Here is a 20,235-nt window from a genome sequence, read left to right on the forward strand (position 1 = left end):
AGCCGGTCAGTTGACCGGCTTTGAGTGAGACGACTAATTAAAATCTTATTCTGCTGACTGAGGGCGGGTTGGCGGCGCAGAGAATTGATGCGTCGCGCTATGTCCACCGGCCGAACCTTTACCTGTGAAAATAAAGGCCGGACGCACCCAGTCGCTGTGGCGCGCCGGTTCCGGTTCCCACTGAGGGGCCGGTGCGCGCACCATTGGCGCGCTGGCGTAGCCAGCCGAGGTGTGAGCAGCCCGTTCGGTATTAACTGATTCCTGTACCGCGGGCTGGATCGGCGCTGTTTCAGGTTCGTTCAGTTCCGCCTTAGACTCAGCCGGGAGTGCCTTCACGGGCTGTTCGGCAGAAGGCTCAACCGCCACCGGCAGTTCTACGGGGAGCGCTTGCTCTTGCGCAGTGTATTCCTGCGCAGTTTCTGCCGTGGCTTCTGGCGCAACTTCTGCGGTATCTGCCTTTGCCTCTGCTGCGACAGGAGTCTGGGCCGTGTGGGCCTGTTCTACTGTCTGCTGAGCTGCCTTTTCATCGCTTTGCGCTATGAACTGAGGTTCTTCATTCACGGGAGCGCTAATGACTTCCGGATGCGTCGTGGCGACGATCGGTTTTTCTATTGCGGCCGACTGTGCAATATCTTCCCGCTGCGATTCAGTAGGGTGAACAGCAGTTGGTTCATTCACTGGTTGATGCTCATCAGTGACAGCCCCGGAGTGCTGAGGGCGCGTTACAGGATAGGTGATACACACTTTACCTGACGCCAGCTCAGGGGACGCACAGCCATATTCAATGGGCATGGCTGACTGTGTCGGATAGCGTTCGTCACGATAACGGCGCCGGCGCTGGCCGCTGACGCGCAGATGGCGCGGGGAACGGCGAGAGCGGCGCGGCATACCTGCATTCTCAGTGCGAGCGTCACCGGTATCTTCCTGGCTTTCCTGGGCGATGTCCGACGTTTTTTCGGCCACATTATCAACCACGGTGGGAAGCATGGCCTGAGCGGGCTGCGTATCCGTTATTTCTACCGCCGCTTCCGCGCGGGCTGGCGCTGAGATAACCTCGGCTGGAGCATCATCGTAGCTTTCGATGCGGACTTTTTGCGCTAGCTGACGCGGTTTGCGGCGCGGCATAACCTGAGGCGCATGCTCTTCGCGAGAGGTCGCTTCTTCGTGAGGTGCTTTTTCCTTAAATGTGTCGCTATCTTGCTGATGTTTAACTTCCTGCTGAGTCTGGCGCCGTTCATCTCCTCGGCGGCGATTGCGTTCACGACGCGGCTCCCGGGGTTTATTTTCCGCCTCATTCGCGGGGGTCGTGGCGATAGATTCCTGCTGAACGTTTTGCTGCTGGCGACGTTGGCGACGATTATCTTCACGATTTTCACGCGTTTCATTATTACGGCTGCCGTCTCGATTTTGGCGGTCTGGGCGCTCAGTACGATCGCGGCGGCCATTTTGGCGGCGGCCACCGCTGCTGCGGCGATCCTGTCGGTTATCGCTGCGCTTCGTTGTTTCTGGCGCCTTGATTTCCTGTTCTACAGGTGTGGCATCACCGGCAAAGGCTTTTTTCAGCGCTGAGAGCAGTCGGCTCACCAGCCCGGGTTTTTGTATCGCATTCTGAGGTGCCGGGCCGGTTGCTTTAGTTCCCTGCGTAGCCGCTGGTTCGGCCGGCATCGGCGGAACTTCAGGCATTGCGAAGGTTGCCAGCGCGGGCTGCTCCGGACGACGGCGCTCCGCAGGCTCTTCATCAGCCGTCATCGCCATCGTTTCTTCATGCAGCTTCGGCAGCATGTAACTCAGAGCCTGAGTTTCTTCGCCTTTGCGCACGCGCAGTACGGAATAATGCGGGGTTTGCATTTGATCGTTAGGGACAATGACGCAGCGTACGCCGTTTTGACGCGTTTCTATCGCGTTGACGGCTTCGCGTTTCTCGTTAAGCAAATAAGAGGCGACAGGTACCGGAACAATGGCATGGACTTCTTTAGTATTTTCTTTCAGCGCTTCTTCTTCTATGAGGCGCAAAATAGAAAGGGAGAGCGATTCGTTATCGCGAATGGTACCGGTGCCGCTACAGCGCGGGCAGACGTGATGGCTGGACTCGCCTAGCGACGGGCTCAAGCGCTGGCGCGACATCTCAAGCAGCCCGAAGCGCGAAATATGACTTATTTGAATGCGCGCTCTGTCCTGACGGACGGCTTCACGCAGGCGGTTTTCTACCGCACGCTGATGGCGCACTGGGGTCATGTCGATAAAATCGATAACGATCAGGCCGCCTAAATCGCGTAGCCTTAACTGGCGCGCAATTTCATCTGCGGCTTCCAGATTGGTGTTAAAGGCTGTCTCTTCAATATCGCCACCGCGCGTTGCACGCGCTGAGTTGATATCAATAGCGGTCAATGCCTCAGTCGTATCGATAACGATAGAGCCACCGGAAGGAAGACGCACTTCGCGCTGGAACGCGGATTCAATCTGCGATTCAATTTGATAATGGCTAAACAGCGGGATCTCGCCGCTATAAAGCTTAATTTTACTACTGAAATCGGGGCGACCAAGTGCTGCGATATGCTGACGCGCTAGTTCAAGAATTTTAGGATTATCAATTAAAATTTCACCGATATCCTGACGAAGGTAATCGCGGAAGGCGCGAACAATAACATTGCTTTCCTGATGGATCAAAAACGGCGCAGGGCGGCTTTCAGCGGCCTTCTGAATTGCTTCCCAGTGTTTAAGGCGGAAACTAAGATCCCACTGCAGCGCTTCGGCTGATTTACCAACCCCGGCGGTACGAACGATGAGCCCCATGCCGTCAGGCACTTCCAGCGAAGCCATCGCTTCTTTTAATTCAGTGCGGTCGTCGCCTTCAATGCGGCGCGAAATACCGCCTGCACGGGGGTTGTTTGGCATCAGCACCAGATAGCTGCCCGCGAGGCTAATAAACGTTGTCAGCGCAGCGCCTTTATTGCCACGCTCTTCTTTATCAATCTGGACAATAACTTCCTGGCCTTCGCGCAGGACATCTTTGATGTTGGGACGGCCATGTGCGTTGTAGCCGTTAGGGAAATATTCTCGGGCGATTTCTTTTAAGGGAAGGAAGCCGTGGCGCTCGGCGCCATAATCAACAAACGCGGCTTCGAGACTGGGTTCAATGCGGGTAATTTTTCCTTTATAGATGTTTGCTTTTTTCTGCTCATGGCCCGGGCTCTCAATATCTAGGTCATACAGTCGCTGCCCATCTACCAGTGCGACGCGCAACTCTTCCTGTTGAGTTGCGTTAATTAACATTCTTTTCATCGTAACTAACTCATTATCTTACATTGGTGATAGAGCGGCGGGCGCATTTATCTTACCGGATTTGAACCGATGGCCTCGTGACTGGTCGCGTAGCCGTCAACCTCCCGGTTGTCGCTCGCATAGAGGCGCAAAGTATCGGTAGCCTGTTTCTCAACCGGAGAAGCAGTGCAATTAGTCCTGGGAACAGCCTGGAATTGAATTCGCCAGAGATGATTCCGTGTACCGGTAGGGTCTGCTACCCGCAGCCCGCTAACTGCCTGAGAGTGTATTTACGTCTTACGCCATTGCTGCGCAGATAAACGTTCAGGCAAAACAACAATTTCTTAACATTTTGCGTTTAACAATGCATAACGCATGAATGCGGAAACTCTAACATTATTCCACTGCTAACCTGATTATAGCAAGCGACCTTTTGCCATTTATCTTAGGCTTTCTCACAGTTTTTTAACCTGAAAAATGTTGTTGCTGGAATAACATTCAAAAATGCTTCACCTCATCAGCTATAAGCCCGGTGTTTATAGGTCGCTGGTACGAAAAAAGTAGCGTGAATGAGATGACATCTTTAGAATCGCCGACCATGAAAATTACGACTCCTTCTGTAAAGATAGTCGCTGTTTCTGCAGATGAAGCAGGGCAGCGAATTGATAATTTTTTGCGCACCCGCCTGAAAGGCGTGCCGAAAAGTATGATATATCGCATTTTGCGTAAAGGCGAAGTGCGGGTAAATAAAAAGCGCGTAAAACCGGAATATAAACTGCTGGCGGGGGATGAGGTGCGAATTCCGCCGGTGCGGGTTGCGGAACGCGAAGAAGAAGCGCTGTCGCCGCATCTGGACAAAGTCGCTGCGCTGAATGACGCCATTATCTACGAAGACGACCATATTCTGGTGCTTAACAAGCCTTCAGGCACGGCGGTTCACGGCGGTAGCGGGCTCAGTTTTGGCGTCATCGAGGGATTGCGTGCACTGCGCCCCGAAGCTCGCTTTTTGGAGTTGGTACATCGGCTCGACCGCGATACTTCAGGGGTTCTGCTGGTGGCAAAGAAACGTTCGGCTTTGCGTTCGCTGCACGAGCAGTTGCGTGACAAGAATATGCAAAAGGATTATCTGGCGCTGGTGCGCGGGCAGTGGCAATCTCACGTGAAGGCCGTGCAGGCGCCGCTATTAAAGAATATTTTACAAAGCGGCGAGCGGATTGTGCGAGTCAACAGCGAAGGTAAGCCCTCTGAAACACGCTTTAAAATAGAGGAACGCTACGCTTTTGCCACGCTGATACGCTGTAGCCCGATTACTGGCCGGACACATCAGATACGAGTCCATACCCTGCATGCCGGGCACCCGATAGCGTTTGACGATCGCTATGGCGATCGGGCGTTCGATAGTCAATTGGCTGGAACAGGACTAAATCGGCTGTTTCTTCACGCTGCCGCGCTGCGCTTCGCGCATCCTAAAACGGGAGAAACGCTGCGGATTGAAGCGCCAATGGACGCCACGCTAGCGCACTGTCTGAAAGCATTACGGCGTGACAGCCAGGGGAAAATTTAGCGATCTGTTAACGGATTAACACCTTCAGCGGCGAACATTTCGCATAGCGCAATCAGCGGCAGGCCTATTAGTGTATTTGGATCCCGGCTGATAATACGCTTAAACAGGGCAATCCCAAGCCCTTCGCACTTAAAACTTCCCGCGCAGTCCAGCGGCTGTTCTCGGGCAATATAATGCGCTATCTCCCGGTCAGTGAGGGCGCGAAATAGCACCTCCGTCGGTTCGCTAATGCACTGCATGTTCGCAGTGGCACTATTATAGAGTGCAAGCCCGGTGTAGAACGTCACGCGCTGTCCGCTTGCTTCGCGAAGCTGCGCCACCGCGCGCTCAGGAGTATGGGGTTTACCTGTGATAGCATTATTCAGGACGCAGACCTGATCGGAGCCGATAATTAAATGGCGGGGATAACGCAGCGCCAAAGCCTGCGCCTTTGCTTTTGCAAGGCGAGTGACTAAGTGATGAGCCTGCTCATCAGGCAATGGCGATTCATCGATATCCGGCGCGTCGCTAGTGAAGGGAATCCCAAGTTTTTCGAGCAAAGTTTTGCGATATAACGACGTCGAAGCGAGAACAAGCGGAAGCATAATAATCGAGCCTGTAACGTTATTAAGTGTGGCTATGTTAACCGTTTGAGATGCAGCAGTGTGAATGAATGTTAATAAGGCAGCGCGGGCGCCGCTTTTTCTTTGACTCCGGTGAATTACGACGTTAATATGCGCGCCCTATGCAAAAGGTTAAATTACCCCTGACTTTAGATCCGGTTCGGACCGCGCAAAAACGCCTCGATTATCAAGGTGTATATACGCCCGATCAGGTTGCGCGCGTTGCCGAGTCTGTTGTCAGCGTGGACAGTGATGTAGAATGTGCGATGTCATTCGCTATCGATAACCAACGTCTTGCCGTTTTAACCGGTGATACGCGGGTTTTGGTTTCACTTGAATGTCAGCGCTGCGGTAAAGCGTTTTCGCATCAGGTCCACACGACGTATTGTTTTAGCCCTGTGCGTTCCGACGAGCAGGCTGAAGCGTTACCGGATGCGTATGAGCCGATTGAGGTTAACGAATTCGGTGAAATCGATCTGCTGGCGATGGTAGAGGATGAAATTATTCTTTCCCTGCCGGTGGTTCCGGTGCATGATTCTGAACACTGTGAAGTGTCCGACGCGGACATGGTTTTTGGTGAGTTGCCTGAAGAGGCAAAGAAACCAAATCCATTTGCCGTATTAGCCAGTTTAAAGCGTAAGTAATTGAGGAGTAAGGTCCATGGCCGTACAACAGAATAAACCAACCCGTTCCAAGCGTGGTATGCGTCGTTCACATGATGCACTGACCACTGCCAGCCTGTCTGTCGATAAAACGTCTGGTGAAACCCACCTGCGTCATCACATCACCGCCGACGGTTACTACCGTGGCCGCAAGGTTATCACGAAGTAATTCGGGACGATCTTGACGCGTCTAACCCTGGCGTTAGATGTCATGGGCGGGGATTTTGGCCCCGCCGTGACGGTGCCTGCTGCTCTGCAGGCACTTAGCGATAATCCTCAGCTTCACCTCCTTTTAGTCGGTTCTCCCGACGCTATTACGCCGCTGCTTGCCAGAGCTGATTTTGAACAACGCGCTCGTCTGCAAATTATTGAAGCAGAATCCGTTGTGGCAAGCGATATGCGCCCATCACAGGCCTTACGCCGTAGCCATGGTACGTCGATGCGTATCGCGCTAGAGCTAGTGAAAGAAGGGCGGGCGCAGGCCTGCGTCAGTGCGGGAAATACCGGTGCACTGATGGGGCTTGCCAAGTTGTTACTCAAACCGCTTGACGGTATCCTGCGTCCGGCTTTGATGTCGGTGCTTCCGCATCAGCGGCAAGGGAAAACAGTGGTGCTGGATTTAGGCGCGAATGTTGCCTGTGATGCCACGATGCTTGCCCAGTTTGCCATTATGGGTGCGGTGATGGCGGAGGACGTATTGGAAATCGAGCGTCCACGCGTGGCGCTTTTGAATATTGGTGAAGAACAAAGTAAAGGTTTGGACAGTATTCGCGATGCGGCGGCTATCTTAAAAACGCTGCCTGCGTTGAATTTTATCGGCTATCTTGAAGCCAATGAACTACTGACCGGCAAAACAGACGTTCTCGTGTGTGACGGGTTTGTTGGCAACGTCACCTTAAAGACCATGGAAGGCGTCGTCAGAATGTTCCTGTCGCTGTTAAAAACTCAGCGAGAGGGTAAGAAGCAGTCATGGTGGCTAATTTTCTTAAAAAAATGGCTACAAAAACGGTTGTTGAGGCGATTCAGTCACCTCAACCCCGACCAGTATAATGGTGCCTGTCTGTTAGGATTGCGCGGCACGGTGATTAAAAGTCATGGTGCGGCTAATCAGCGAGCGTTTACGGTCGCTATCGAACAGGCAGTGCAGGCGGTGCAGCGGCAGGTTCCACAGCGGATAGCCGCTCGCCTGAAATCTGTATACCCAGATGGCGTTGAGCCGCGCATCGGTGACGATGCGAAAAGCGGAGGCTGAGGCGATACCGATTTTGTGTAATGTCTTTAGCGGAAGATATGGGTACTTTTCCCAAGAGTGACTGAGCGTACATGTATACGAAGATTATTGGTACGGGCAGCTATTTGCCCGAGCAAGTGCGGACTAACGCCGACCTGGAAAAAATAGTGGAAACCTCTGACGAGTGGATCGTCACGCGGACGGGGATCCGGGAGCGTCGCATTGCTGCGCCGAATGAAACCGTTTCTACTATGGGGCATCAGGCCGCGCTGCGCGCGCTGGAGATGGCCGGAGTAGCAAAAGATGAGATAGATTTAATCATCGTAGCCACTACCTCTTCCACGCATGCTTTTCCGAGCGCGGCATGTCAAATTCAGGCAATGCTTGAAATAAAAGGCTGTCCGGCCTTTGACGTCGCGGCCGCATGTGCGGGGTTTACCTACGCATTGAGCATCGCCGATCAATATGTCAAAAACGGCGCGGCAAAAAAGGCGCTGGTGATTGGCGCGGATGTTCTTGCTCGCACCCTGGATCCAGACGACCGTGGCACCATCATTCTATTTGGTGATGGTGCAGGCGCCGTTGTGCTCTGCGCATCGAACGAGCCAGGTATTATCTCAACGCATCTGCATGCAGACGGTAGCTACGGTTCATTATTGACGCTGCCTCATCAGGACCGCGTTCATCCTGAAAATCCGACGTGGCTCACTATGGCAGGCAATGAGGTCTTTAAAGTTGCGGTTACTGAACTGGCGCACATTGTGGATGAAACCCTCGCAGCTAATCATCTGGAGCGCAGTGCTTTGGATTGGCTTGTACCGCATCAGGCTAATCTACGTATTATTAGCGCAACCGCGAAGAAGCTGGGAATGCCGATGGATAAAGTGGTTGTTACGCTCGATCGCCATGGCAATACTTCAGCAGCTTCTGTTCCCGCCGCCTTTGATGAAGCGGTGCGTGACGGGCGTATCCAGCGCGGGCAGTTAGTCCTGCTGGAGGCTTTTGGCGGCGGCTTTACCTGGGGCTCCGCGCTGGTTCGTTTTTGATGACAGGAATGAATACTATGATGACGCAATTTGCATTTGTCTTCCCGGGGCAGGGTTCCCAGTCTGTCGGCATGTTGTCAGAGCTGGCGGCAGAAAACCCGGTGATTGAAGAGACATTTCGTGAGGCCTCTGCCGCACTTGGTTATGATTTATGGGCTTTGGTTCAGCAAGGGCCAGCGGAAGAACTTAATAAAACATGGCAAACCCAGCCAGCCCTGTTAACCGCCTCTGTCGCACTGTGGCGTTTATGGCAGCAGAAAGGTGGAAAAACGCCGACGTTAATGGCAGGGCATAGCCTTGGTGAATATTCGGCGCTGGTTTGCGCAGGCGTCATCGCATTTGCAGATGCGGTGCGTTTAGTGGAACTGCGCGGTAAATTGATGCAAGAGGCGGTGCCGGAAGGTACCGGTGCTATGGCTGCGATTATTGGCCTTGATGATGAAGCCGTTTCCCGAGCCTGCGCGGAGGCCGCCCAGGAGCAGGTAGTTTCTCCGGTGAATTTTAACTCGCCCGGCCAGGTTGTTATTGCCGGACATAAAGAAGCCGTTGAGCGCGCGGGAGCCGCATGTAAAGCGGCAGGCGCAAAACGTGCGCTTCCTTTACCGGTGAGTGTGCCTTCGCACTGCGCGCTGATGAAACCTGCTGCTGATAAGCTCGCGACTGAGCTGAAAACAGTAACTTTTAATGCGCCGACCGTGCCTGTCATCAATAACGTTGATGTGACAGGAGAAACGGGACCGGATGCAATTCGCGATGCGCTGGTGCGCCAGCTCTACAGTCCGGTACAGTGGACGCGCACCGTTCAGTGGATGTCCTCGCAGGGGATTGAACAACTATACGAAGTCGGTCCCGGAAAAGTACTCACGGGTTTGACAAAGCGTATTGTTGATACGCTAAGCGCATCGGCTATTAATGAACCAGGCGCATTTTCGACCGCGCTTGAACAATTATCATGAGGACGACCATGAGCTTTGAAGGAAAAGTCGCGCTGGTAACCGGCGCCAGCCGTGGGATTGGGCGCGCTATTGCAGAATCGCTGGTAGCGCATGGCGCTAAAGTGATAGGCACAGCTACTAGTGAAAGCGGCGCGCAGGCCATTAGCGATTATTTGGGTTCCCACGGTAAGGGGATGACGCTGAATGTAACAGACGCAGCCTCTGTGGAATCCGTACTGGAAAGCATTCGCGCCGAGTTTGGAGACGTGGATATTTTGGTCAATAATGCGGGAATTACGCGCGATAACTTGCTTATGCGTATGAAAGATGACGAGTGGAATGAGATAATTGATACCAATTTGTCATCAGTTTTCCGACTGTCGAAAGCGGTAATGCGCGCTATGATGAAGAAGCGTCATGGTCGCATTATCACGATCGGCTCCGTGGTAGGTACCATGGGGAATGCCGGTCAGGCTAACTATGCTGCGGCAAAAGCAGGTCTGATTGGTTTTAGTAAGTCGCTGGCGCGTGAAGTGGCGTCGCGCGGCATTACTGTAAACGTTGTGGCTCCGGGATTTATTGAAACGGACATGACGCGTACGCTGTCTGACGATCAGCGTGCAGGTATTCTGTCTCAGGTACCGGCAGGCCGCCTTGGCGATGCAAAAGAAATCGCAAATGCGGTAACATTCCTGGCGTCTGACGCTGCAGCGTACATTACAGGTGAAACGCTACACGTCAACGGCGGAATGTACATGGTTTAACCACAAATAATTTTATTTGCGTTATTTGGGCAACTGCCCGCAAAATAGCGTAAAATCGTGGTTAGATAAGCCGGGATTTGGTTGCAACTTTTTCAACATTTTATACACTACGAAAACCATCGCGAAAGCGAGTTTTGATAGGAAATTTAAGAGTATGAGCACTATCGAAGAACGCGTTAAGAAAATCATTGGCGAGCAGCTGGGCGTTAAACAGGAAGAAGTTACTAATAATGCTAACTTCGTTGAAGACCTGGGCGCTGATTCTCTTGACACCGTTGAGCTGGTAATGGCTCTGGAAGAAGAGTTTGATACTGAGATTCCGGACGAAGAAGCAGAGAAAATCACTACCGTACAGGCTGCCATTGATTACATCAACGGTCACCAGGCGTAAGTGAACATCTCCAGGCGGTCACTCGACCGCCTGAGTTTTATCTTTTTGTCCCACTTGTATCATTTTCCCTCCCTGGAGGACGAACGTGTCTAAGCGTCGTGTAGTTGTGACCGGACTTGGCATGTTGTCTCCTGTCGGCAATTCTGTAGAGTCAAACTGGGAAACTCTGCTTGCCGGTCAGAGCGGCATCAGCCTTATCGACCATTTCGATACTAGCGCCTATGCAACCAAATTTGCTGGCTTAGTAAAGGACTTTAACTGTGATGACATCATTTCGCGCAAAGAACAGCGTAAAATGGATGTTTTCATTCAATATGGAATTATTGCTGGCGTTCAGGCAATGCATGATTCCGGGCTTGAAGTAACGGAAGAAAATGCGCCGCGCATTGGTGCAGCCATTGGTTCCGGTATCGGCGGCCTGGGTCTTATCGAAGAGAACCACACCGCCTTAATGAGCGGCGGCCCCCGGAAAATTAGCCCATTCTTCGTGCCGTCTACGATAGTCAATATGGTTGCCGGGCACCTTAGTATTATGTTTGGTTTGCGCGGTCCGAGTATTTCTATCGCGACTGCCTGCACTTCTGGTGTGCATAATATCGGCCATGCCGCGCGTATTATCGCTTACGGTGATGCTGATGTCATGCTGGCTGGCGGTGCGGAAAAAGGCAGCACCCAATTGGGCGTCGGTGGCTTTGGCGCTGCGCGTGCACTATCAACCCGTAACGATAATCCTCAGGCGGCAAGCCGTCCATGGGATAAAGATCGCGACGGTTTCGTATTGGGCGATGGCGCTGGCATATTGGTGCTGGAAGAGTACGAGCATGCGAAGAAGCGCGGCGCGAAAATATACGCAGAGCTGGTCGGTTTTGGTATGAGCAGCGATGCGTATCATATGACTTCGCCGCCGGAAAATGGCGCGGGTGCTCAGCTTGCGATGCAACACGCTCTGCGTGATGCGGGTCTCAATGCTGGTGAAATCGGCTACGTCAATGCACACGGTACGTCTACGGCGGCGGGCGACAAAGCGGAAGCTCAGGCCGTGAAAGCGGTGTTTGGTGCAGATGCAAAACGCGTGCTGGTTAGTTCGACGAAATCAATGACCGGGCATCTGCTGGGAGCCGCTGGCGCTGTAGAATCCATTTATTCGATTCTTGCGCTGCGCGACCAGGCCGTACCGCCAACTATTAACCTGGATAATCCTGATGAGGGATGCGATCTCGACTTCGTTCCTCATGAGGCGCGCCAGGTTTCCGGTATGGAGTATGCATTGTGCAACTCCTTCGGTTTTGGCGGAACTAACGGCTCTCTTATTTTTAAGAAGCTGTAACTGATGCCACAGGGCCCGTATTCACGGGCCCTTCTTATTCTTGCTCAATGTTCCTTTCCCGAAATAAAGCCTGAGCGCTGACCCGGAGTCCCTAATGTGGTTAATTAATGGCGAATGGCGAGATAACATAGCGCTGGTTGAGCGGGGCTTACAGTTTGGGGATGGATGTTTTACCTCCGCACGCGTTATTGACGGTGATGTCCGCTTTCTGGATGACCATATGCGGCGGCTGGAAGAAGGATGCCGGCGGCTGGACATCCCAATGCCTGAGCGTCAGACGCTATTGCAGGATATAACCAGCCTGGCACAGGCAGAGCGTAAAGCCACGCTGAAAGTGGTTATATGCCGCGGTAGCGGTGGGCGCGGCTACGGCACCAGCGGCTGCGGGGAGTCCGTCAGGATGTTGAGGTTATTTTCTGCACCGACGCATTATGCTGATTTATCTGAGCGTGGAGCACTATTAATGCCGGTTCCCGTTCCACTTGGCTGTAATCCCTGGCTTGCTGGTATAAAACACTTAAACCGCCTGGAACAGATACTGATTCGTAAACATCTTGACCAGATACAGGCTGATGAAGCACTGGTTCTTGACACTGAGGGGCACCTTACGGAATGCTGTGCGGCTAATTTATTTTGGCGCAAAGGGAAAAACGTCTATACCCCACGGCTCGATAGAGCGGGCGTTGACGGCACAATGCGGCAACGTATATTGCGATTACTGGCTAATTCACCGTGGCACGCGCAGCAGGTACGAGCACCGTTAGAAGCATTGCAGGAGGCAGAAGAAGTCTTCATCTGCAATGCATTAATGCCGATACTGCCCGTCCGGCAGGCGTCCTGTTGGCGTTATTCCTCGCGCGCGTTGTACCAGTTTTTGGCCCCAAAATGTGAGTAACCGATAAGTTATGAAGATATTACGGCGGGTTGTTTTAATTTTCATCATTGTAGTGGGGCTTGCGCTGGCAGCCGGGTTATGGAAGGTAAACCGGTTGGCGAATGCGCATTTATCGATACAACAGGATACCTATTTTACCGTCGCTTCGGGGACCAGGCGCATCGCTCTGGCGCAACAGCTTTATAAAGCCAGGCTTATCAGGCAGCCGCGCGTCTTTCAATGGTTATTATATCTTCACCCCGGGCTTACCAACTTTAAAGCGGGCACCTATCGCCTTACGCCCAAAATGCGCGTTGCAGATATGATGACGCTTTTCGCATCGGGGAAAGAGGCCCAGTTTCCCATGCGCTTTATTGAAGGTATGCGGCTGAGCGACTGGCTAAAACAGCTGCGCGCCTCCCCCTGGATAAAGCATACGTTAAGCGATGACAGTTATGCGACCGTAGCAAAATCACTGCAGTGGGATGACAGTTCGCCGCTGGAAGGCTGGTTCTGGCCAGACACCTGGCTTTATACCGCGGGTACCAGCGACGTCTCTTTGTTAAAGCGCGCCCATCGCCGTATGGTTAACGCTGTAAACGATGAGTGGAATGCGCGTGATAAAAATCTGCCTTATAAAGATAAGAATGCGCTGTTAACCATGGCGTCAATCATTGAAAAAGAGACGGCGGTTGCCGTCGAACGCGATCGCGTTGCATCGGTATTTATTAACCGGTTGCGTACCGGCATGCGGCTGCAGACCGATCCTACCGTTATTTATGGGCTTGGGGATAATTACACTGGACGCCTGACTCGGCGCGATCTTGAAACCCCGACGCCGTATAATACCTATATTATTAGCGGCATGCCCCCGGGGCCAATAGCGATCCCGGGTTTAGCCTCTCTGCGGGCGGCGGCGCATCCAGCCAAAACCGCATTTTTGTATTTTGTCGCCGATGGAAAAGGAGGACATACCTTCAACACCAATCTGCGCGACCATAACCGGGCGGTACGAGATTATTTGCAAACGCTCAGGGATAAAAATGAACAGTAAATTTATTGTTATCGAAGGCCTTGAAGGCGCAGGTAAAACCACCGCGCGCGATAAGGTGGTCGAGACGCTGAGCGAGCTCGGTGTGAAAGAGATGGTCTTTACCCGCGAGCCGGGCGGTACGCCGCTGGCTGAAAAACTGCGCGATTTGATGTTAGAGGTAAACGCCACGGATGAAGAGCACGTAACGGATAAAGCCGAACTGCTGCTGTTTTACGCGGCGCGCGTCCAGTTAGTAGAAACGGTCATCAAGCCTTCCTTAACGCGCGGCGCCTGGGTCATCGGCGATCGTCATGACCTATCGACCCAGGCCTATCAGGGCGGCGGGCGCGGGTTTGACGCACAGTTATTGCAAACGCTGCGTACCGCGGTGTTAGGCAATTTCGCGCCAGACTTAACGCTCTACCTTGATGTTATGCCTGACGTTGGCCTCAGGCGCGCGCGCGCGCGCGGCGCGCTTGACCGGATAGAACAGGAATCGCTCGACTTTTTTAACCGAACCCGGGCGCGCTACCTCAGCCTTGCGCAGCAGGATTCACGGATAATTACGGTTGATGCCATGCAGCCGCTGGAAGACGTCTCGGCGAATATCCGTGCTGTGATTACACGCTGGTTTCAGGGGCAGGCGTAATGCGCTGGTACCCATGGCTGCGTCCGGCATTTGAAAAACTCATTAGTGGCTATCGGCAGGGCAAAGGCCATCATGCGCTGCTGGTGCAGGCGCAGGAAGGGATGGGCGCTGATGCGCTTATTTACGCGCTGAGCCGCTGGTTAATGTGTCGGCAACCGGAAGAAAATAAAAGCTGCGGGCATTGCCATAGCTGCCGCCTGATGCAGGCAGGAACGCACCCTGATTACCGGGTTATCGCACCGGAAAAGGGGAAAACCAGCCTCGGCGTTGATGCGGTACGCGACGCGATGGAGAAACTCTACGATCGCTCCCGCATGGGGGGGGCTAAGGTCGTATGGATCCCCGAAACGGAGCGCCTGACCGAAGCGGCGGCTAATGCACTATTGAAAACACTGGAAGAACCGCCGGAAGAATGCTGGTTTTTTCTAAGCTGCCGGGAGCCAGAGCGACTATTGGCGACCCTGCGCAGCCGCTGTTTTTGCTACCATCTTGCCCCGCCCGATGAAACTTTTTCCGTGGTCTGGCTGGGGCGGGAAAACGGCTTATCGGCAGAGCTACATCGCGCGGCACTGCGGCTTTGCGACGGCGCGCCGGCCGCCGCGCTGGAACTTTTAACTTCGGAGCGCTGGGAACTGCGCCAAAAGCTGTGCGCGGGCGTGGAGCTGGCTTTGCAAAGCGGCGCCTGGCTACCGCTACTTAAAATTCTCAACCAGGATAACGCGCCGGAGATACTGCGCTGGCTGGGTTCACTGTTACTGGATGGCATCAAATGGCAACATCATGCCGGAAGGTGGATCGCCAATGTGGATTATACGGCACTGGTGGCACAAATTGCACAAAGCGCAGCGCAGCCGGTACTACAAACTTCACTCACTAAACTGTTTCACTGCCGGGAACAATTGAGCGCTATTTCCGGCGTTAATCGCGAATTACTTTTATTCGAAATGCTGTTGAGCTGGGAAAATGACAGGCGCCCTGGGCGTGCACTGTCGTTATCGCACTTATAAAGAAGAGAAACGCTATGTTTTTAGTGGATTCACACTGCCATTTGGACGGGCTGGATTATGAAACGGAACATCAAAGCGTCGATGACGTACTGGCCAAAGCGGCGGCGAGGGACGTTAAGTTTATGCTTGCCGTGGCGACGACGCTGTCGGGATATCAGGCGATGCGTCAATTCATCGGCGATCGGAAAAATGTTGCTTTTTCCTGCGGCGTTCATCCGCTGGACCAGGGAGAGGCGTTTGATATAGAAGATTTACGCCGTCTGGCGGCGGAGCCAGGCGTTATCGCTCTGGGTGAAACCGGGCTTGATTATTACTATGAGCCGGAAAATAAAGCGCGCCAGCAAACCGCGTTCCGTCAACATATTCAGGTGGGGCGAGAGTTAAAAAAACCGATAATCGTTCATACCCGCGATGCGCGTGAAGATACGCTGGCTATTCTGCGGGAGGAGCGCGTGACAGAGTGCGGCGGTGTACTACACTGCTTTACTGAGGATAAGCAAACGGCGGAGAAACTATTGGATCTCGGCTTTTATATTTCTTTTTCAGGGATAGTGACCTTCCGGAATGCGCAGGCGCTGCGCGAGGCCGCGCGCTATGTGCCGCTGGATCGCCTATTGATTGAGACAGATTCACCGTGGCTGGCACCCGTGCCGCATCGGGGCAAAGCAAACCAGCCAGCATGGGCACGTGATGTAGCGGAATATATGGCAACGCTGAAAGGGGTAAGCCTTGAGGAACTGGCGCGCGTGACAACGCAGAATTTCGGCGATCTTTTCCCCGTCGAGCCTGAACGTCTACAATAATTCCGATATTATAATTATTTTACTGCTCGTAATTAATGGGCGGAGAAGGTAAAGTTTAGCGCCTGAAACAGGCTGTTTATGCGGGTTATCGGGCGCTTATAAATAGATTATTAACGTTAATTACGCTTTTTAAACCGCCCTTTGCTGAAACGTGATAGCTATCAAGTAATATATCTCTGATTTATTTTACTCTGCGTAATAAATAAAAGGCGCTCAGACGCCTTGCATTAAACGCCGTTCTCCCCGCGGCGTGCAAAAGATAAAAAAAGCACAAATACTCAGGAGCTCTCTCAACTATGTTTAAAAATGCATTTGCTAACCTGCAAAAGGTGGGTAAATCGCTGATGCTGCCGGTTTCCGTGTTGCCCATTGCAGGTATCCTGCTGGGCGTCGGTTCCGCTAACTTCAGCTGGCTACCCGCGGTAGTCTCACATGTGATGGCCGAGGCGGGCGGTTCAGTGTTTGCCAATATGCCATTAATTTTTGCTATTGGCGTGGCGCTGGCTTTACCAATAATGACGGCGTTTCCGGGCTGGCCGCAGTCGTAGCCTACGGCATTATGGTGAAAACCATGGCGGTGGTCGCACCGCTGGTGCTGCACCTGTCGCCGGAAGAGATTGCAGCCAAACACCTGGCGGATACCGGCGTTCTTGGCGGAATTATTGCCGGTGCGATTGCGGCCTATATGTTTAACCGCTTTTACCGCATCAAGCTCCCGGAATATCTTGGGTTTTTTGCCGGTAAGCGTTTTGTGCCGATTATTTCCGGCCTGACGGCTATTCTTTTCGGTATCGTACTGTCCTTTATCTGGCCGCCTATCGGTACCGCTATCCAGACCTTCTCGCAGTGGGCCGCTTACCAAAACCCGGTAGTCGCTTTCGGCATTTATGGGTTTATTGAACGTTGCCTGGTGCCATTCGGCTTGCATCATATCTGGAATGTGCCGTTCCAGATGCAAATTGGCGAATATGTCAACTCAGCGGGGCAGGTGTTCCACGGCGATATTCCGCGTTACATGGCGGGCGATCCTACGGCGGGTAAACTGTCCGGTGGTTTCTTGTTTAAAATGTATGGTTTGCCGGCGGCGGCGATTGCTATTTGGCATTCAGCTAAGCCTGAAAATCGCGCAAAAGTTGGCGGAATAATGGTTTCAGCCGCGCTAACCTCCTTCCTGACGGGGATTACTGAACCTATCGAGTTCTCCTTCATGTTTGTGGCGCCGATTTTGTATCTGATCCACGCAATCCTCGCGGGGCTGGCATTCCCTATCTGTATTCTGCTCGGTATGCGCGACGGCACCAGTTTCTCCCACGGGCTGATCGACTTTATCGTACTGAGCGGCAACAGCAGCAAACTGTGGTTATTCCCGATTGTCGGTATTGTGTACGCGCTGCTGTACTATGTTATCTTCCGCGTTGTCATCAATATGTTTAACCTGAAAACGCCAGGCCGCGAAGATACGGCTACGGAAAGCGTCACTACCGCAGGTGGGACGATGGCGCCAGCGCTGGTTGCCGCTTTCGGCGGTAAAGAGAACATCACTAACCTTGATGCCTGTATCACACGTTTGCGCGTTAGCGTTGCCGATGTGTCTAAAGTAGACCAGGCCGGGCTGAAAGGGTTGGGTGCGGCGGGCGTTGTCGTTGCAGGTTCCGGCGTTCAGGCTATTTTTGGTACCCGTTCAGATAATCTGAAAACTGAAATGGATGAATTTATCCGTAACAGTTAATGAGTGACGGGGAGTAAATAAAAGGGTGCTTCGGCACCCTTTTTTGTTTTAAAGAACCGCATTTAATTAAAGAATTGCGCTGGAAGGTTGAAAGAAAAGCTACATCTCGCTCATACTCGTTTCAGGTTTATGTTTAAGGACTCAGTCATGGCCGAAGAGACAATTTTTAGCAAAATTATTCGCCGCGAAATTTCCGCCGATATTGTGTATCAGGATGATTTGGTGACCGCCTTTCGGGATATCTCTCCGCAGGCGCCTACGCACATCTTGATCGTGCCGAATACGCTTATTCCTACGGTAAACGATGTACAGCCGGAGCATGAGCAGGCGCTGGGGCGTATGATGATTGCCGCCGCGAAAATCGCGCAGCAGGAAGGTATCGCAGAAGAAGGGTATCGTCTGGTGGTTAACTGCAACCGCCATGCGGGCCAGGAAGTTTATCATATCCACATGCATCTGCTTGGAGGGAGACCTCTCGGGCCGCTCCTTGCGTGCGAAGACGATGTATAATATGCGCCTTTTTCTGTTATCTGGCGTTATCGCCGGGTTATTAACCGGATGCTCATCCTCAACGGCGGTAATTCCCGTTAACGACGGGCAAACGCTGGTAATGGAATCGACATTGCTGGCTGCCGGTATCACTGCGGATAAACCCGCATTTTCCCGCAGCGATCTTCAGCCGGTAGCCATTTCGCACCTCTATAATGAACGCGGGCGGGATATCCAGGTTAATTATCGCTTCTATTGGTATGACGGAAAAGGGCTGGAGATGCACCCGCTGGAGCAGGCGCGCAGCATAACGGTGCCGGCGCACCGCAGCGTAGCATTAATGTCCAGCGGTAATTTTATGGGGGCGCGTCACGTGCGCCTCTCTCTTTGGCTGTGAGGGGTAAAAGTTGATTAAGGAAATTCATCGTTACGTCACCGTCGGCGCTCTCGCGCTGGTATTAGTCGGGTGTGGAATCAATGGAGAGAAACCCGCCCCGGTTGATGAGGTTAAACCCGCGCCGGAACAGCCCGTACCGCCGCCGAATGAGACCGTACCGGAAGTGCCGAAGCAGCCGGGGCCGATTACTGAGCCTGAAACGCCGGCGCAACCGAAAGAGAAAGCGTTTAACTGGAGCGGTGCGATACAGCCGCTGGTGGCTAAAATGCTCCACGCGCAGGGTGTTTCCAGCGGCAGCGTTTTGCTGGTAGATAGCGTGAATAACCGCACCAACGGCAGCTTACAGGCGGGGAAGGCGACCGAAGCGCTTACCGAAGCGCTGGCGAATAACGGTACATTCACGCTGGTGGGCGCGCAGCAATTAACGCTGGCGAAGCAGCAGTTAGGCCTTTCTCCTGAGGATAGTCTTGGTAGCCGCAGTAAGGCGATTGGCATTGCCCGTAACGTCGGAGCGCACTATGTGCTGTACAGCAGCGTTAGCGGAAACGTCAACGCGCCCGCCCTGCAGATGCAATTAATGACGGTGCAGACCGGAGAAATTGTCTGGTCGGGCAAAGGCGATGTTGAACGGATCCAGTAATGCCTCGCTGCAGCGCTTAATTACTCAGCATTTTCCGGCGGCCAGGGCCGCCGGTGTTATATCTGGTATGCAGGGGTTGAGCGGCTGTAGTTATCGCCTGACGATTGATTCCGTAACGCTGGCTGCGCGCTGCCGCTCTGCAGAAGCGCTCCCTGGGGTATCGCTGGCGCGCCAGTACAGGGCGCTATCGCATCTGCCGCAGGGAATCGCTCCGCGCCCGATAGGGTTAAACCGCGACTGGTTGCTGACAAGCTGGCTACCCGGTAGCGTATCGCCCATTATTACCCCTATTTCCGCCCTGGCCCGGATATTACGTGATTTACACCAGTTACCTCCATTCGGCTGGGCGGTAAATCTTACAGGGTTACTTGAGCGCTGGTGGCTGCTGGCGGCACCGGCGCGGCGCTCGCAGCAATGGCTGCGCTGGCTTCATCGCCTACAGGCGCGCGGCGAGCCGCATCCGCTGCGCCTGGCACCGCTGCATATGGATATTCACGCCGGAAATATTATTAGCAACGGGGCACATTTGCAGCTCATCGACTGGGAGTATGCCGGGGACGGTGATATCGCCCTTGAGCTGGCGCTGGCGGACTGTGGCGATGAGTCGACAAATAATAAGCTCGTTTCGCATTATGCAAGCCTGGCTCGGCTGAATGAAACGACGCTAAGCGCGCAAATTCGCCGCTGGCGGCCCTGGGGGCTGGTACTGGGCGCGTCGTGGTATGAAGGCCGCTGGCATCAAACCGGCGAGCATCAATTTATTCAACTGGCAGATGCTGCCTGGCAGCAGCTGCGCAATGAGGAGAGAAACACGTGAGTGTAGGGCCGATA

General features: G+C 53.3%; 20 protein-coding genes and 1 pseudogene. 19 read left to right on the forward strand and 2 right to left on the reverse strand.

What is annotated here, in order from left to right:
• Positions 1-45: 45 nt before the first annotated feature.
• The gene (gene rne, locus SFA31_RS13585) at positions 46-3,282 is read right to left on the reverse strand and encodes a ribonuclease E (protein ID WP_322838455.1); all 3,237 of its coding nucleotides are present in this window, start codon (positions 3,280-3,282) and stop codon (positions 46-48) included.
• A gap of 577 nt (positions 3,283-3,859) precedes the next feature.
• Here rne and rluC point away from each other — a divergent pair.
• Positions 3,860-4,825, forward strand: a complete 966-nt coding sequence (gene rluC, locus SFA31_RS13590; RefSeq protein WP_322838456.1) for a 23S rRNA pseudouridine(955/2504/2580) synthase RluC — start codon at positions 3,860-3,862, stop codon at positions 4,823-4,825.
• Here the strand turns inward: rluC and SFA31_RS13595 are convergent.
• A complete protein-coding gene (locus tag SFA31_RS13595; RefSeq protein WP_322838457.1) occupies positions 4,822-5,409 on the reverse strand; it encodes a nucleoside triphosphate pyrophosphatase in 588 nt (195 codons plus the stop codon). The genes rluC and SFA31_RS13595 overlap by 4 nt on opposite strands.
• Before the next feature lie 140 nt (positions 5,410-5,549).
• On the opposite strand from SFA31_RS13595, the gene yceD reads away from it, so the two are divergent.
• From yceD to thiK, 18 genes and pseudogenes are all read left to right on the forward strand, one after another.
• On the forward strand, positions 5,550-6,071 hold the full coding sequence (gene yceD, locus SFA31_RS13600; protein ID WP_322838458.1) for a 23S rRNA accumulation protein YceD: 522 nt from the start codon (positions 5,550-5,552) through the stop codon (positions 6,069-6,071).
• Between the two features lie 16 nt (positions 6,072-6,087).
• Entirely contained in the window at positions 6,088-6,258 is a 171-nt protein-coding gene (rpmF, locus tag SFA31_RS13605) for a 50S ribosomal protein L32 (protein WP_322838459.1), read from the forward strand.
• Positions 6,259-6,270: 12 nt separating this feature from the next.
• On the forward strand, positions 6,271-7,341 hold the full coding sequence (gene plsX / locus SFA31_RS13610) for a phosphate acyltransferase PlsX (RefSeq protein ID WP_322838460.1): 1,071 nt from the start codon (positions 6,271-6,273) through the stop codon (positions 7,339-7,341).
• Positions 7,342-7,412: 71 nt separating this feature from the next.
• On the forward strand, positions 7,413-8,366 hold the full coding sequence (locus tag SFA31_RS13615; RefSeq protein WP_322838461.1) for a beta-ketoacyl-ACP synthase III: 954 nt from the start codon (positions 7,413-7,415) through the stop codon (positions 8,364-8,366).
• 20 nt (positions 8,367-8,386) lie between these two features.
• Positions 8,387-9,322, forward strand: a complete 936-nt coding sequence (gene fabD / locus SFA31_RS13620; protein WP_322839371.1) for an ACP S-malonyltransferase — start codon at positions 8,387-8,389, stop codon at positions 9,320-9,322.
• Between the two features lie 8 nt (positions 9,323-9,330).
• Positions 9,331-10,065, forward strand: coding sequence for a 3-oxoacyl-ACP reductase FabG (fabG, locus tag SFA31_RS13625; RefSeq protein ID WP_322838462.1), 735 nt, complete (start codon positions 9,331-9,333; stop codon positions 10,063-10,065).
• Positions 10,066-10,219: 154 nt separating this feature from the next.
• Positions 10,220-10,456, forward strand: a complete 237-nt coding sequence (gene acpP, locus SFA31_RS13630; RefSeq protein ID WP_322838463.1) for an acyl carrier protein — start codon at positions 10,220-10,222, stop codon at positions 10,454-10,456.
• Positions 10,457-10,541: 85 nt separating this feature from the next.
• Positions 10,542-11,783 (forward strand): beta-ketoacyl-ACP synthase II, encoded by a 1,242-nt coding sequence (gene fabF, locus SFA31_RS13635; RefSeq protein ID WP_322838464.1) that lies wholly within the window; start codon positions 10,542-10,544, stop codon positions 11,781-11,783.
• A 94-nt stretch (positions 11,784-11,877) separates the two neighbouring features.
• Positions 11,878-12,678, forward strand: coding sequence for an aminodeoxychorismate lyase (gene pabC, locus SFA31_RS13640; RefSeq protein ID WP_322838465.1), 801 nt, complete (start codon positions 11,878-11,880; stop codon positions 12,676-12,678).
• A gap of 10 nt (positions 12,679-12,688) precedes the next feature.
• Complete coding sequence (yceG, locus tag SFA31_RS13645) at positions 12,689-13,711, forward strand: cell division protein YceG (protein WP_322838466.1); 1,023 nt, start codon at positions 12,689-12,691, stop codon at positions 13,709-13,711.
• Positions 13,701-14,339 (forward strand): dTMP kinase, encoded by a 639-nt coding sequence (gene tmk / locus SFA31_RS13650; RefSeq protein WP_322838467.1) that lies wholly within the window; start codon positions 13,701-13,703, stop codon positions 14,337-14,339. The genes yceG and tmk overlap by 11 nt, the downstream gene beginning before the upstream one ends.
• Positions 14,339-15,346, forward strand: coding sequence for a DNA polymerase III subunit delta' (gene holB / locus SFA31_RS13655; RefSeq protein WP_322838468.1), 1,008 nt, complete (start codon positions 14,339-14,341; stop codon positions 15,344-15,346). The genes tmk and holB overlap by 1 nt, the downstream gene beginning before the upstream one ends.
• A gap of 14 nt (positions 15,347-15,360) precedes the next feature.
• On the forward strand, positions 15,361-16,149 hold the full coding sequence (locus tag SFA31_RS13660) for a metal-dependent hydrolase (protein WP_322838469.1): 789 nt from the start codon (positions 15,361-15,363) through the stop codon (positions 16,147-16,149).
• A gap of 296 nt (positions 16,150-16,445) precedes the next feature.
• Positions 16,446-17,878 (forward strand): annotated as a pseudogene (gene ptsG, locus SFA31_RS13665) (PTS glucose transporter subunit IIBC).
• A gap of 147 nt (positions 17,879-18,025) precedes the next feature.
• A complete protein-coding gene (hinT, locus tag SFA31_RS13670) occupies positions 18,026-18,388 on the forward strand; it encodes a purine nucleoside phosphoramidase (RefSeq protein WP_322838470.1) in 363 nt (120 codons plus the stop codon).
• A 1-nt stretch (position 18,389) separates the two neighbouring features.
• A complete protein-coding gene (locus SFA31_RS13675) occupies positions 18,390-18,764 on the forward strand; it encodes a YcfL family protein (RefSeq protein ID WP_322838471.1) in 375 nt (124 codons plus the stop codon).
• A 10-nt stretch (positions 18,765-18,774) separates the two neighbouring features.
• Entirely contained in the window at positions 18,775-19,404 is a 630-nt protein-coding gene (gene lpoB, locus SFA31_RS13680) for a penicillin-binding protein activator LpoB (RefSeq protein ID WP_322838472.1), read from the forward strand.
• Complete coding sequence (thiK, locus tag SFA31_RS13685) at positions 19,385-20,221, forward strand: thiamine kinase (protein WP_322838473.1); 837 nt, start codon at positions 19,385-19,387, stop codon at positions 20,219-20,221. Before lpoB ends, thiK begins: the two co-directional genes overlap by 20 nt.
• Positions 20,222-20,235 lie beyond the last annotated feature (14 nt).

Origin of the sequence: Erwinia sp. HR93 (assembly GCF_034555055.1) — a bacterium.
Lineage (GTDB): Bacteria > Pseudomonadota > Gammaproteobacteria > Enterobacterales > Enterobacteriaceae > Apirhabdus > Apirhabdus apintestini.

Coding starts and splice junctions, on each gene's coding strand:
- hinT (WP_322838470.1), top strand. CDS start 18,026: ATGGCCGAAGAGACAATTTTTAGCAAAATTATTCGCCGCGAAATTTCC.
- tmk (WP_322838467.1), top strand. CDS start 13,701: ATGAACAGTAAATTTATTGTTATCGAAGGCCTTGAAGGCGCAGGTAAA.
- SFA31_RS13675 (WP_322838471.1), top strand. CDS start 18,390: ATGCGCCTTTTTCTGTTATCTGGCGTTATCGCCGGGTTATTAACCGGA.
- rluC (WP_322838456.1), top strand. CDS start 3,860: ATGAAAATTACGACTCCTTCTGTAAAGATAGTCGCTGTTTCTGCAGAT.
- yceD (WP_322838458.1), top strand. CDS start 5,550: ATGCAAAAGGTTAAATTACCCCTGACTTTAGATCCGGTTCGGACCGCG.
- rpmF (WP_322838459.1), top strand. CDS start 6,088: ATGGCCGTACAACAGAATAAACCAACCCGTTCCAAGCGTGGTATGCGT.
- fabD (WP_322839371.1), top strand. CDS start 8,387: ATGACGCAATTTGCATTTGTCTTCCCGGGGCAGGGTTCCCAGTCTGTC.
- pabC (WP_322838465.1), top strand. CDS start 11,878: ATGTGGTTAATTAATGGCGAATGGCGAGATAACATAGCGCTGGTTGAG.
- SFA31_RS13615 (WP_322838461.1), top strand. CDS start 7,413: ATGTATACGAAGATTATTGGTACGGGCAGCTATTTGCCCGAGCAAGTG.
- acpP (WP_322838463.1), top strand. CDS start 10,220: ATGAGCACTATCGAAGAACGCGTTAAGAAAATCATTGGCGAGCAGCTG.
- yceG (WP_322838466.1), top strand. CDS start 12,689: ATGAAGATATTACGGCGGGTTGTTTTAATTTTCATCATTGTAGTGGGG.
- holB (WP_322838468.1), top strand. CDS start 14,339: ATGCGCTGGTACCCATGGCTGCGTCCGGCATTTGAAAAACTCATTAGT.
- SFA31_RS13660 (WP_322838469.1), top strand. CDS start 15,361: ATGTTTTTAGTGGATTCACACTGCCATTTGGACGGGCTGGATTATGAA.
- fabG (WP_322838462.1), top strand. CDS start 9,331: ATGAGCTTTGAAGGAAAAGTCGCGCTGGTAACCGGCGCCAGCCGTGGG.
- rne (WP_322838455.1), bottom strand. CDS start 3,282: ATGAAAAGAATGTTAATTAACGCAACTCAACAGGAAGAGTTGCGCGTC.
- thiK (WP_322838473.1), top strand. CDS start 19,385: ATGTTGAACGGATCCAGTAATGCCTCGCTGCAGCGCTTAATTACTCAG.
- SFA31_RS13595 (WP_322838457.1), bottom strand. CDS start 5,409: ATGCTTCCGCTTGTTCTCGCTTCGACGTCGTTATATCGCAAAACTTTG.